This is a genomic window from Peribacillus sp. YIM B13482 (genome assembly GCF_042787975.1).
GTDB lineage: Bacteria > Bacillota > Bacilli > Bacillales > DSM-1321 > Peribacillus > Peribacillus simplex_A.
Window position 1 is genome coordinate 1 of record NZ_JBHZPF010000036.1, and the last position, 13,296, is coordinate 13,296.

At 44.1% G+C, this 13,296-nt stretch carries 11 protein-coding genes and 5 tRNA genes; 12 read left to right on the forward strand and 4 right to left on the reverse strand.

Annotated features, from left to right (window positions below; translation table 11 throughout):
* Positions 1-78 precede the first annotated feature (78 nt).
* From ACFX4L_RS16645 to ACFX4L_RS16665, 5 genes are all read left to right on the forward strand, one after another.
* Positions 79-152 (forward strand) — tRNA-Gly (locus tag ACFX4L_RS16645).
* A gap of 5 nt (positions 153-157) precedes the next feature.
* Positions 158-234, forward strand: a tRNA-Ile gene (locus ACFX4L_RS16650).
* Between the two features lie 12 nt (positions 235-246).
* Positions 247-321, forward strand: a tRNA-Asn gene (locus ACFX4L_RS16655).
* 1 nt (position 322) lies between these two features.
* Positions 323-413 (forward strand) — tRNA-Ser (locus tag ACFX4L_RS16660).
* A 3-nt stretch (positions 414-416) separates the two neighbouring features.
* Positions 417-488, forward strand: a tRNA-Glu gene (locus ACFX4L_RS16665).
* 41 nt (positions 489-529) lie between these two features.
* On the opposite strand, the gene ACFX4L_RS16670 is transcribed toward ACFX4L_RS16665, so the two are convergent.
* The gene (locus ACFX4L_RS16670) at positions 530-1,276 is read right to left on the reverse strand and encodes a TraR/DksA C4-type zinc finger protein (protein ID WP_377405686.1); all 747 of its coding nucleotides are present in this window, start codon (positions 1,274-1,276) and stop codon (positions 530-532) included.
* A 143-nt stretch (positions 1,277-1,419) separates the two neighbouring features.
* Positions 1,420-2,340 (reverse strand): 1,4-dihydroxy-2-naphthoate polyprenyltransferase, encoded by a 921-nt coding sequence (locus tag ACFX4L_RS16675; RefSeq protein ID WP_377387043.1) that lies wholly within the window; start codon positions 2,338-2,340, stop codon positions 1,420-1,422.
* A gap of 298 nt (positions 2,341-2,638) precedes the next feature.
* On the opposite strand from ACFX4L_RS16675, the gene ACFX4L_RS16680 reads away from it, so the two are divergent.
* From ACFX4L_RS16680 to ACFX4L_RS16710, 7 genes are all read left to right on the forward strand, one after another.
* Positions 2,639-4,048, forward strand: coding sequence for an isochorismate synthase (locus tag ACFX4L_RS16680; RefSeq protein ID WP_377387046.1), 1,410 nt, complete (start codon positions 2,639-2,641; stop codon positions 4,046-4,048).
* Positions 4,041-5,792 (forward strand): 2-succinyl-5-enolpyruvyl-6-hydroxy-3-cyclohexene-1-carboxylic-acid synthase, encoded by a 1,752-nt coding sequence (menD, locus tag ACFX4L_RS16685; protein WP_377387049.1) that lies wholly within the window; start codon positions 4,041-4,043, stop codon positions 5,790-5,792. Before ACFX4L_RS16680 ends, menD begins: the two co-directional genes overlap by 8 nt.
* Entirely contained in the window at positions 5,789-6,610 is an 822-nt protein-coding gene (gene menH, locus ACFX4L_RS16690; protein ID WP_377387052.1) for a 2-succinyl-6-hydroxy-2,4-cyclohexadiene-1-carboxylate synthase, read from the forward strand. Before menD ends, menH begins: the two co-directional genes overlap by 4 nt.
* A gap of 1 nt (position 6,611) precedes the next feature.
* The gene (menB, locus tag ACFX4L_RS16695) at positions 6,612-7,430 is read left to right on the forward strand and encodes a 1,4-dihydroxy-2-naphthoyl-CoA synthase (RefSeq protein WP_061465337.1); all 819 of its coding nucleotides are present in this window, start codon (positions 6,612-6,614) and stop codon (positions 7,428-7,430) included.
* Between the two features lie 85 nt (positions 7,431-7,515).
* Positions 7,516-8,997, forward strand: coding sequence for an o-succinylbenzoate--CoA ligase (locus ACFX4L_RS16700; RefSeq protein ID WP_377405688.1), 1,482 nt, complete (start codon positions 7,516-7,518; stop codon positions 8,995-8,997).
* Complete coding sequence (gene menC / locus ACFX4L_RS16705) at positions 8,994-10,097, forward strand: o-succinylbenzoate synthase (protein WP_377387058.1); 1,104 nt, start codon at positions 8,994-8,996, stop codon at positions 10,095-10,097. The genes ACFX4L_RS16700 and menC overlap by 4 nt, the downstream gene beginning before the upstream one ends.
* Before the next feature lie 564 nt (positions 10,098-10,661).
* On the forward strand, positions 10,662-10,808 hold the full coding sequence (locus tag ACFX4L_RS16710) for a hypothetical protein (RefSeq protein WP_155727454.1): 147 nt from the start codon (positions 10,662-10,664) through the stop codon (positions 10,806-10,808).
* Between the two features lie 53 nt (positions 10,809-10,861).
* Here ACFX4L_RS16710 and ACFX4L_RS16715 read toward each other — a convergent pair whose 3' ends face one another.
* Together ACFX4L_RS16715 and ACFX4L_RS16720 are read right to left on the reverse strand one after the other, a co-directional pair.
* On the reverse strand, positions 10,862-11,557 hold the full coding sequence (locus ACFX4L_RS16715; protein ID WP_089362649.1) for a response regulator: 696 nt from the start codon (positions 11,555-11,557) through the stop codon (positions 10,862-10,864).
* On the reverse strand, positions 11,550-13,160 hold the full coding sequence (locus ACFX4L_RS16720; RefSeq protein ID WP_061465333.1) for an ATP-binding protein: 1,611 nt from the start codon (positions 13,158-13,160) through the stop codon (positions 11,550-11,552). The genes ACFX4L_RS16715 and ACFX4L_RS16720 overlap by 8 nt, the downstream gene beginning before the upstream one ends.
* Positions 13,161-13,296 lie beyond the last annotated feature (136 nt).

The following is a 13,296-nucleotide window of genomic DNA, read 5'->3' on the forward strand; positions in this document are numbered from 1 at the left end:
GGTTGTGGCGAAGTGGTTAACGCACCTGATTGTGGTTCAGGCATTCGTGGGTTCGATTCCCATCAGTCGCCCCATTTCGCGGGTGTAGTTTAGTGGTAAAACCTCAGCCTTCCAAGCTGATGATGAGGGTTCGATTCCCTTCACCCGCTCCAAATATGGGCCTATAGCTCAGCTGGTTAGAGCGCACGCCTGATAAGCGTGAGGTCGATGGTTCGAGTCCATTTAGGCCCACCATATTCATATTGTTCCGCAGTAGCTCAGTGGTAGAGCATTCGGCTGTTAACCGAACGGTCGTAGGTTCGAGTCCTACCTGCGGAGCCATGGGGAAGTACTCAAGAGGCTGAAGAGGCGCCCCTGCTAAGGGTGTAGGTCGCGCGAGCGGCGCGAGGGTTCAAATCCCTCCTTCTCCGCCATTTGGCCCGTTGGTCAAGCGGTTAAGACACCGCCCTTTCACGGCGGTAACACGGGTTCGAATCCCGTACGGGTCATAACAAAAAGGGAAGCATACATACATGTATGCTTCTTTTTTTCATTTTTTTTCGTTGATATAATTATCCTTTTGATTATAGGGAATGTCTCCAAGACTGGTATCATTCCCTTCATCTAGTGTATTTTCATATTGCTTTTGCTTTTTGTTCGGCATATTCACCCTATTTTCCGCTTCGATATCATTTGCGGCAAATCCTTCATAGTCTTCAGGAAATCCATTCGTTTCACCTTCGGTTTTATAAAGATCATTATAATTGTCATGATCACCTGTGTAATCAGATGACGTTTCGGATGTACCGAATTTGGCGACTTCACCAAAGCTATCTTCTTTATCAACTATTTCCTTTCCATGACGATTTTCAAAATCATCACCCTTGGATGGGATCAGTATATCTTCTTCCACCGGTCGGTCTTGTGCAATTGGTCGTTCCGGGGCATGCTCGACACAGTAGAGAGTGCTTGGAATCGCTTCAAGTCTATCGATAGGGATTTCTATATTGCAGGTTTTACAATGGCCATACGAACCCTCTTCTATGGCATTCAATGCTTCTTCTATTTTATCCATTTCAGATTGTGCATGCTCATCAAGTGCTTGGTTCCGTTCCATCTCGAATAATTCGGTTCCAAGATCAGCAGGATGATTATCATAAGATGATAATTCCCCTACGGATTCCGTCTGGCTTTTATCAAGAACGGATCGTTCATCATTTTGAATCCTATTTCCAAGTTCAGCTTTTTCTTGAAGCAGTACTTTTCTGAATTTATGCATTTGCTGTTTCGTTGCCATATCCATTCACTCCTTCTAAAGTCCATATCTCATTTTATATTTTTATGATGGTTGTATTATCTATTACCCGAATCGGAGTATAGGAAAACAAAATGGAACGGAAGATAAAAAAAGGACTGAGCGGATAGCTCGGTCCTTGAAAATTATATAAGATAGCTGATGAATAAACCAATGGCCATAAGTAAGCCAAAGAAGGTGTTCGTTTGGGCCGTTGCTTTCATTGCCGGTACCATCGTGATCGGCTGTGTTTTACCAACGAAGCCTTTGACTGCGGCCATGGCTTTCGGGATGCTAAGGAAGGCAAGGAGAATCCACGCTGTTACATTTCCAGTAAGGACTAATCCAACCAGCCATAAATAAGAGAAGGCAAACATGATTGCCATGAATGTCAGGGCGTTTTTCCTGCCCATCACTACAGGCATCGTTTTGCGGCCATGTGCCTTATCTCCATCGTGGTCACGGAGGTTATTGGATAAGTTGATTAACCCGACCAATATTCCACTAGGGATGGCAATTAAGATGGCTGTTGAAGATACATAACCGGTTTGGATGAAAAAGGCAATCAGGATGATCAAAAAGCCCATGAACAAACCAGAAAATAGTTCCCCGAATGGTGTATATGAAATGGGTAGTGGACCGCCTGTATAAAGGTAGCCAACAAGCATGCAAACCAGTCCTACTGCTGCAAGCCACCAAGATGATGCGGCACAGATATAGATTCCAAGTATCAGGGCGATGGCATACATGCCAAGTGCCAAGGTCATGATGAGTTTTGGGGTCATCCCATGACGCACGATCCCGCCACCGATACCTACGGATTCCTCCGTATCCAAGCCTCTCTTGAAATCATAGTATTCATTGAATAAATTAGTTGCAGCTTGAATCAGGATACTTGCAATCATCATGGCAGCGAATAGTAACCAATTCACTCCAGCTTCCAAGAGTGCGATCACAGTTCCAAGTAAGACTGGGACAAAAGCTGCGGTTAGTGTATGTGGACGAATTAACTCCCACCAAATCTTCCAGGTCCGTTTAAGGGGAAGTCCGTCGTATTCTGTTTGCATTATTTCTCTCCTCAAAATCATTATTGGTTCTTTCGAAATTATAACAAATATTGAAATGTTGCACAAAAGGTTATCCTAATAAGTGTAGGAAAACTGGAGAAGTGTGTCAATTGGATTTCATGAAGATTCTCTTCCAAAATCAAGGATATTTCTCTTCATTCGCTAAGATTCATATAATAAGGAAAAAAGCAGGCATGAATCGTTCGGTAAAGGGGCGTTTTATTGACATGAGGTTGAAGGGAGGTGTATCTTTAAATAGGTTAAAAAGCTTTTAAAATGTACATTTGGGGGGATTTTCTTGGCTATCTCAGAAGAAACTGAACAGTTTCAGGGACTGGCTTCAGCTATACAAAAGGCGAAGGACTTGAATGATCAAGTTCTATTCAGTCATATTAAGAAAGTTAATTGCAACAACCCCCTTTCATTTTATCAAGCTGGAAGAGAACGGTACGCGGGTGAACGCTTTTTCTGGGAGGACCCTGCAAAGGAAATAACCATCACTGGTTTAGGCACTGTTAAGAAACTCAAAGCGGCATCGAATGCCGAACGTTATAGAGAAGTCGAAAAGAGCTGGATCAAACTGCAGAATACTGCTGTCAAAACGGGATTGACCGATGTAGAAGCGACCGGTCCTTTACTGTTTGGGGGCTTTTCTTTTGATTATGAAACTAACAGTACGCTCCTTTGGAATCAATTCGGGGACAACCTGTTTTATATACCTGCCTTCATGCTATCAAAAGTGGGGAAACAAGCTTACTTAACGACAAACTTACTTTGTTCGCCTGATGATTCAGAAAAACTCTTCATAGATATGATAAATGAACGGGAAGCTTTCCTTTTCGAAAGCCTGGACGGCACTGGATTGGTTCCTAATGCCTTGGTTATGCAGAAGGAAGTCAAACCTGAGGAATGGAAGCGGACGGTCGCAGAGGCTGTTCAGGAAATCAAGACGACAGATCTCGACAAGATTGTATTGGCAAGGGAGCTTCGACTTGTTTTCAAGCGTTCCATCGATTCAGGGAAAGTGCTTGAGCAATTGATTGCTGAGCAGCCATTAAGCTATATTTTCAGTTTGGAAGCTGGTGGTGACTGTTTTGTCGGTGCCACTCCCGAACGTTTAATTAAGAAACAGGGAAATGAAGTTTTCTCTACCTGTCTTGCTGGATCGATGGGGCGAGGGAAAGATGAGCAAGAAGATGTTTGTCTTGGTGAAGAATTGCTTCATGACCAAAAGAATTTACAAGAGCACCAATATGTCGTGTCGATGATATCAAATGCCTTTGATTCTGTATGTAAAAAGGTAATGGTCCCGGCCGAACCGAAACTTATGAAAAACCGTCATATCCAGCATTTGTATACACCGGTCCGCGGTATATCCAAAGAAGGTGTCACGATTTTTGAATTCGTCGAGAATCTCCATCCTACACCCGCCATGGGCGGACTTCCAAAAGAAAAGGCCGTTGTCCGGATTCGGGAAATGGAAGGTCTTGAGCGCGGCTTTTATGCGGGACCATTAGGCTGGGTGGATACGTATGGAAATGGGGAATTCGCCGTAGGGATACGTTCTGCCCTAATACAGAACAATGAGGCATCGCTCTTTGCGGGGTGCGGCGTAGTTGAAGATTCGGCTCCCGAAAGTGAGTTCCGGGAAACGGGGATTAAATTCAATCCGATGCTAAGTGCTTTAGGAGGAAATCTTAATGAATGACCGAGATGCATTGACAGCGTATGCTGCTTCATTTGTCGATGAGCTGGCACAAAATGGGATGAAGCATGTGGTTGTGAGCCCAGGTTCGCGATCCACTCCCCTAGCTTTGTTGTTAGTGGAACATCCTGATATCGAAATTCATATTAATGTGGATGAGCGTTCGGCTTCTTTTTTTGCCCTGGGTTTGGCTAAGGCCTTAAAAGAACCTGTCGGACTTCTTTGTACATCCGGTACAGCGGCTGCAAACTTTTACCCAGCCGTCATCGAGGCTTACTATTCAAGAGTGCCGCTAATAGTGCTGACCGCTGATCGTCCGCATGAATTGCGTGATGTCGGTGCCCCACAGGCAATCGATCAAATTCATCTGTACGGGAGACAAGTAAAATGGTTTGTCGAAATGGCACTTCCTGAAAGTACAGATGAGATGATGCGGTATGCAAGGACGATCGGTGCAAGGGCAGTGGCTACAGCGGCAACTGAACCTGCAGGGCCAGTACATTTGAATTTCCCGCTTCGAGAACCATTGATTCCGGATCTGGAGCAAGCAAAGGGATATAGGCAAAATAAAATGACGCCTGCAGTGTTGATTGATAGTGGAGAACGGTCACTGTCCGCATCACAAATAGATGCTGTTGCAACTACTTTGTCACAAGCTAAGCAAGGTATGATTGTATGTGGCGAATTACCGCATCCAGGGATGAAGGAAGCAATCGCCGCATTAGCGGATAAACTTGCTTTTCCGGTATTGGCTGACCCTCTTTCCCAGTTAAGGAGCGGGAGCCACGACAAAGCCATCATTATTGATGCGTATGATACGTTTCTACGCGATGAAGCGGCAAAAGCGGCTTTCAGGCCGGACGTGATTTTACGTTTTGGGACAATGCCTGTTTCTAAACCCTTATTGTTATTCATGAAAAAACAAAAACAAGCAATCACTTTGGTCGTCGATGGCGGAGCGGGTTGGCGCGAACCAGCCGGAGTGGCAACGAACATGATTTACAGCGAAGAGAAAGATTTCTGCCAGCGTGTTTGTGAAAAAGTTACTGATGCCTCAGATGATAAATGGCTTGGCTTATGGCAAACTGTCAACGTAGCAACGAAGAATGCCTTAGCTTCCATCAGGGATGAAGAGGAATTAAGTGAAGGCAAGCTGTTCTCCCTGCTTGCTGATATGTTGCCATTGGAATCCACCTTATTTGTCGGGAATAGTATGCCCATACGAGATTTGGATACATTCTTTTTGAATAATGGAAAAGGAATCAAAACCTTTGCAAACCGTGGGGCGAATGGCATCGATGGGGTCGTTTCCACTGCTCTTGGAGTAAGTACGGTTTCGAAAAATACAGTACTGGCAATCGGGGATTTAAGCTTTTTCCATGATATGAATGGCTTGCTTGCAGCAAAACTTCAAAAACAAAATATCACCATATTGCTGATTAATAATGATGGGGGCGGCATTTTCTCCTTCTTGCCACAGGCGAATGAGAAAGAACATTTCGAAATGCTATTCGGCACCCCTCATGGGCTTGATTTTTCCCATACTGCAAAGCTGTATGGCGGTAAATACAACAAGGTGCAAAATTGGGATGAGTTAAAGAAGGTATTTACAGAGTCATTTGGAATTCAAGGTCTGAAAATCATTGAGGTGCCGACCGAAAGGGAGTCCAATTTACAAAAGCATCGAAATTTGTGGAGTTTTGTTTCCCAGGAAATAAAAATGGTGTTAGACAGGGAAATATCATGAATATTGTCAGCAAGGATGTCACTTATGCTGTTGAAATAACGGGAAATGGAGAACCTCTTGTACTTTTGCATGGATTTACGGGAAATCGGGATACATGGAATTTCCTCATTCCGCTATTGCGTGATAGGTATACAATGATCATGGTCGATATCATCGGTCATGGCATGTCTGCGTCACCGGCCGATCATCGAAGGTATGGGATGGAGCGGGTGGCTGAAGATATCAAGTACATTTTGGATGAGTTACATTTCCCGAAAGCCCATATCCTTGGATACTCGATGGGCGGCAGGCTTGGATTGGGATTTGCCTGTTTGTATCCTGAGTATGTTGATACATTGATATTGGAAAGCGCTTCACCAGGCCTTTTAACAGAAGAGGAGCGGGAAATCCGAAGGCAAAATGATAGGAAGCTTGCTGAAAGGATTCTTGAAAAGGGCGTGGAAGCTTTTGTGGATCAATGGGAAAACATCCCGCTGTTTGAAAGTCAAAAACGGTTGTCGGCCAAAACCAGGTCAGCCATTCGGGAGCAGAGGAAGGCAAATGTCCCAGCCGGCCTTTACAATAGCCTCCTTGGTATGGGGACCGGCAGTCAGGCTTCTTACTGGGAAGACCTGAAAAACCTTGATTTCCCTGTGCTTCTTGTAACCGGTGAACTCGATCCTAAGTTTTGTGAAATTGCGGACTCGATGAAAAAAAAGCTGAAGCAGGCTGAATGGAAAATAATAAATGATGCCGGACATGCGATTCATGTGGAAGATGGAGAAAAGTTTGGTAAAATAATAAGTGAGTTTTTGAAGCGAAATCGGAGGAGGAATTAAAATGACGGTACAATGGGAAACAATACGTGAGTATGACGAAATTTTATATGAAAAATATAACGGGATTGCGAAAGTGTCCATCAACCGACCGCATGTACATAATGCATTCACGCCAAAAACGACTGCTGAAATGATTGATGCATTCGCAAGGGCGCGTGATGATTCCAGCATAGGTGTCATAATTTTAACTGGTGTAGGCGGCAAAGCATTCTGTTCAGGCGGAGACCAGAAAGTACGCGGGAATGGCGGATATGTAGGTGAAGATAACATTCCACGTCTAAACGTTCTTGATTTGCAGCGTTTGATTCGTGTAATTCCAAAACCGGTCGTAGCGATGGTTGCAGGATATGCAATTGGTGGCGGTAATGTTCTGAATGTGGTGTGTGACTTGACGATCGCTGCTGACAATGCAGTATTTGGACAAACTGGACCTAATGTGGGAAGCTTTGATGCCGGTTATGGCTCTGGCTACCTGGCACGTATCGTAGGCCATAAAAAGGCACGTGAAATCTGGTACCTATGCCGTCAATACAATGCCCAGGAAGCATTGGATATGGGATTGGTAAACACGGTGGTACCTTTAGACCAATTAGAAGCGGAAACCGTTAAATGGTGTGAAGAAATGCTTGAGAAGAGCCCAACTGCACTTCGTTTCTTGAAGGCGGCAATGAACGCTGATACTGATGGCCTTGCAGGTCTTCAACAATTGGCTGGTGACGCTACACTTTTATACTATACAACTGAAGAAGCAAAAGAAGGCCGCGATGCATTCAAAGAAAAACGCAATCCGGACTTTGGGCAATTCCCTCGTTTCCCTTGATGAAACGCGTGAAATGATGAGACTGACAGCTTGGCGGATAATCGCCGGGCTGTTTTCTATATCAAATGGAGGAGGATAAGCAATCATGGCAGAAGAAAAGTTGCCGAACTGGCTGAAAAACCGGGCGCATCTTTCACCAGATCGCCCGGCAATTGAATTTGAAGGCCATACGTATAGCTTTCTTGAACTGCATACATTATCGGAGAAGATGGCTGGCAAGCTGGCAAGCATTGGTCTGAGGGCTGGCGATTCATGCGCGGTTTTACTCCGTAACCATATTGATGGTGTTGTCGTTATCCACGCACTATTTTATCTCGGTGTGAAAATTGTGATGCTGAATAATAAGTTAACGGCAAAAGAGTTGGCCTGGCAGATTGAGGATAGTGAGACTTCCTATCTTGTTTCAGAAGGTTCCTTTTCCGAAAAACTCTCGGAAATTGGTTGTATTCTCCCAAATTTACACCTTCACTTAATGGAAGAATTGCCGGATGAAGGAGCGGCAGAGATTCTTCAAGAGTTTTATCTTGAGGATACGGCTACGATCATGTATACCTCAGGTACGACAGGAAATCCAAAAGGTGTGATCCAAACCTTCGGCAACCATTGGTGGAGTGCTGTCGGGTCGGTGTTGAACCTTGGCTTGCATGAGGGGGATTCTTGGTTTTGTGCAGTTCCGATCTTTCATATTAGCGGCTTATCCATCCTGATGAAAAATGTGATTTATGGCATGAAGGTCGTTTTGGCTGAACGGTTCGACGAACGGGAAGCAAACCTGAGCATCCAGGAAAATGGAGTGACGATCATTTCGGTCGTGACGGCGATGGTGAATAGGATGTTGCAGGATTTGAAGGGAACAAGCTATCCGGAAGCTTTTCGCTGTATGCTGTTAGGCGGAGGCCCAGCACCCGTTCATTTACTTGAAGTATGTAAGGAAAAAGGGATTCCAGTCTATCAGACGTACGGGATGACAGAAACGTCCTCACAGATTGTGACACTTGCACCGGAGTATAGCATGGCAAAAATCGGATCAGCGGGAAAACCTTTGTTCCCTTCGCAGTTACGGATAGAGAAAGACGGCAATATTTGTGAACCGGGTGCAGTGGGGGAAATCGTGGTTTCAGGTCCGAATGTGACGAAAGGCTATTTTAATCGAATGGACGCTACACTGCAGGCTATTACCGATGGATGGCTATATACAGGGGACCTTGGTTATCTGGATGAAGAAGGCTTTTTGTATGTGCTAGAGCGACGCTCGGATTTAATCATATCCGGCGGTGAGAATGTCTATCCGGCTGAGGTTGAAAATGTCCTTTGTAAGCACCCTGATATTTTCGAAGCGGGTGTGACGGGGATTGACGATGAAAAATGGGGACAGGTTCCACTCGCTTTTGTCGTCTTGCATCAAGGCGCTGAGGCTAATGAGAGTGAACTGCTGGAGTATTGCAGAGAATATTTGGCGGCCTATAAAATTCCCCGGAACGTGATTTTTTGTCAGGAGCTTCCCCGTAATGGAGCGAGCAAGCTACTGAGAAGGGAACTGAAGAAGAGAATGGGGGAATGGCAATGAAGTTATCCTCCATTTCACTAAAGCTCGTTAAGGCCCCTTTGAAGCGGCCATTTAAGACGCATCTCGAAACGGTATCCGACCGGGAAGTGATAATTGTCGAAGCCATGGATGAAGATGGATTGATTGGATACGGGGAAGCGGTGCCTTTTGCAAGTCCTTGGTATACCGAGGAAACGATCAAAACATGCTTTCATATGTTGGATGACTTCTTAATACCGTTGACATTGGCAGGTCGGATTAGGCATCCTGATGAGCTGCCTAATTTATGGAGCGGAATCAGACGGAATGCGATGGCGAAGTCAGCTTTGGAGCAGGCAATACTTGATCTATATGCGAAGCAGAATGGCATCTATCTCGGACGGCTTTTTGGCGGCGAACGAAGTGAAGTGGCCGCTGGTGTTGTCGTTGCATCCAATGATATTGAAGACGCGATGCACCAGATTGAGGATTTTTCAAAATCTGGTTATCAGCGTTATAAAATAAAAATCAATCCTCATAATGATCTGGAGTTTTTATCGGAAATCCGTCGGGCCTATCCAGATATCCCGCTAATGGCAGATGCCAATTCAGCGTACACACTCGATGACATCCCACATCTGCAGAAGCTTGATGTGTTTAAGCTGATGATGATTGAGCAGCCGCTGGGACATGACGATATTGTTGAACATTCCATTTTGCAGAAACAGCTGCAGACACCCATTTGCCTTGATGAAAGCATAAACTCATTTCATGATGCCAAAAGTGCGCTGTCACTCGAGAGCTGTGGGGTGATCAACATTAAGATGGCAAAAGTCGGCGGCTGGACAGAAGCTGTCAAGATCCATGATCTATGCTTGGGAAATGATGTGCCCGTTTGGTGCGGGGGGATGATTGAATTTGGCATATCGCGTGCACATAATATCGCTCTTGCCACATTAAAAGGATTCACGATTCCCGGGGATATATCATCCTCATCCCGCTATTGGGAAGGGGATATAATTGATCCGGAAGTCATTGTCAAAAATGGTATGATCCAGGTTCCTGATAAAGCGGGAATCGGTTTTGCCATCAATGAAAAGCGGCTAAAGGATTTGACTACATATAGTAAACTTTACAGGTGAAAAAAATCAAAGGAGGTGCATGGCCCGCCTCTTTTGAATCCATATTGCCACCCCCGTTTTATAATAATCCCCCTAGCTCGCAGTAATATATTATTCGCTGCATGCCTTCTAAAAAACCCATTTAATACATTTTGGACGGAAATCCCACCCTTTTAGAAAATGATTTTAATAGAATACTTACAAATATCAGTTTGTAGACAAAAGCAGGTTTGATAGGTCACACCCCGAATCATGGTGTTAAGAAAACTCGGTTACTCCTGCCGAATAACTGGCTACGAGACCCCGCAGGCGCTTACTTTGATGAGGCATGGCAGACAGTCTATGGAAGGGGAGCGGGTTTCTGAAATCACTGGATCTTTTTTAATTTGTCTACATTCTGCAAATATTTTGCATCTCCAGCATTCCTTTTATAAAACGGGATTTTAGTGAAGGGAAATCATTTAAATGGCCCGATCAGTCAGATATTTTTTTGGAAAATGGGGCTTTGACTATTTTTTCTTTATTGGATTATTTTGTATAATGAAATAAAAGGATGGCAACTAAGGGATAGGGAGGGGAGAGTATATGAAAAGACCGTACCTTATTGCGGAAATTCTATTAAGAAGAGGCATGCCGGACTATGTCATTAAAGAAGTGACGGCGTTGGCGGAGTGTGAGCTGTTTCTTTTGAAGAGAAAGTGGGGCATATATGATCGAAAGACGGGAGCGTAAATGAATGAAAGTTAACAGGGAACCGTTTCGGTTCTGGCCGGTCCCCATGCGATTTAAGTTTTTCTAAGCCGGTACCTATTAACTGGACGGCCGATGCTGCCATACTGGACGTCAAGCTGAAGGACTTCTTCGCCGTGCAAGTATTCAAGATAACGCCTTGCTGTAACTCTGGCGATTCCTATTCCATCAGCCACTTCTTCTGCCGATAAAGATCCAGGCTGAGTTTTTATGAATCTCGTCACTTGCTCAAGAGTAGCTCCATTCAATCCTTTAGGAACATCATATTTCGGACTCGTTTCGGAAGGTGTTTTATTTTGAAAGAGAATTCGGTCGAGCTGATTTTGAGAGATTTGATGGTCAGGTTCAACCTCCATCCGAAAAGCAAAATATTGTTCAAGTGTATGTTTTAGCCTTTCGAATTTAAATGGTTTGATTAAATAGTCAAAAGCCCCGTTCTGTATCATTTTTCGGATCGTTTTCTGGTCATTGGCCGCCGAAATGATGATGACATCCACATCAATTTGCTCTTTTCTGATTTGATAAAGTGTATCGACCCCGTTTAAAGAGGGCATGAAGATATCCAAAATGACAAGATCGGGTTTAATCTTCCTGATTTTCACCAAACCTTCAAGCCCATTTGAAGCTGTATCAACGACTTTAAAGGCGGGCAGGCGCTCGATGAACTGTTTGTTAACCTCTTGGACCATTGGGTCGTCTTCAATTAAAAGTACACGAAATTCTTTAGTCATTTTGGTTCTCCTCTATATCGTGCATGGGAAAAGAAATAAAAAAGCTTGTCCCTTCGTTAGGGCGTGTCGTGAATTTCATTTCGCCGTTCGCCTTTTTAACAATTTGGTCTATTAAATAAAGACCAATTCCTGATCCTTCCGCACCTTTTGTTGTAAAACCATATTCGAATATATCTTTATGAATGTCCTCGGGAATACCAGGTCCATTATCCTCAAGCACGATTTGACAATGCCGTTCATCTTGGTAAATGGATAGATAAACCTGTTTTGTTTCTTCTGCACAATGCTTTAGGGAAGCGAACGAATTTTCGATCAGGTTTCCGATTATCAAAACAAAATCGTGATGATCCATATCAGCTGGGAATTGGTCCAATTTCGTGTGCTTGTCCATGATGAGTTCGATTCCGAGTTCCCTTCCCAAGGAGATCTTACTTAATATAAGCCCCACTAAATTATCATCGTGAATGTGCTTCGTTAAAAACCTGGTCAGTTCCTCTTGCTCTTCCGTGATTTGAAAAATATAATGCAGTGCTTCATCCAGATTACCTAGCTGGATCAATCCTGCTATCGTATGGAGTTTGTTCATATGTTCATGGTTCTGAACGCGCAGGGCTTCAACGAATGCTTTGACACTGGTCAACTCTTCAGCTAGCTTCGTCACATCGGTGCGATCCTGGAAAATGGCCACGGCGCCTATCGTTTTATCCGCAATCTTTATTGGTACCCGGTTGCTTACAATATTCCTGTTTTGAACGGATATTTCCTGATTGAAGATGGGGGATGTCCGGTCGAGCACTTCTGGCAGCCGGGTATCATTTATTATATCATTGATATTCTTGCCAATGACTGGACCGTTGATATTGAGCATTTGCTTAGCTTTTTCATTGAAAATCGTGATTTTTTGATTATTATCTATGGCGATGACCCCTTCATGCATGGCATTGAAGGCAGCGGTCCTTTCAACCAACATCCGTGATATTTCATGCGGTTCAAGTTGGAAGGTCTCTTTTTTTATCCGTCTGGCCAAGAGCCATGAGCCGCATACACCGAATAGGAGTGTAAGGATAAGGATAATCGCGATTTCACTTTTCAAATCCTTTATTAATTCCGGTATCGTCGGCAGGATGTTCCCAACCAGTACAACGCCGATTTGCTCGTTATCCTTATCGAGGATCGGGACAAAGGCGCGAACGGAAATGCCGAGTTCGCCAGCCGCCTTTGAAAGGTATTCATGTTCAGCGAACGCAGGGCTTTCGTCATTGCTGCTAGATGGGGTCCCCAATTGTCTGAACACCGGGTGGGAATAGCGTATATGCTGATTGTTGAGCACAACAATATAATCCGCTTGATGGATTTTCCTTAAGTTTTCAATCATCGGATTGAGTTGCGTCCATCCTTCAGGCTCACGGACCAATCTTTGTACTTCAGGGAGTTCGGCAATGGTGTGTGCAGTGATCATGGAACGTTTGCCGATTTCATCTTCCCTGACTGAAACGATATTTCCAAATATAAAAATCCCGCCTATAAGTATCGAAAAAGCGACGATTACGAATGATAGCAGGGTGATTTTAAATTGAATGGGCATATGAAAGGATTTATCCATTGTTGTTCCTCCATTACTTCTATACTTAATAGTAACAGAAGTTCTATCTATTTTCGCTACTTTTTCCCGCATTGTATTACGACAGCAAAAAGGCTGTGATAGAATAGTGATAATGTGAAGTGAGCGGTAGGGAGTT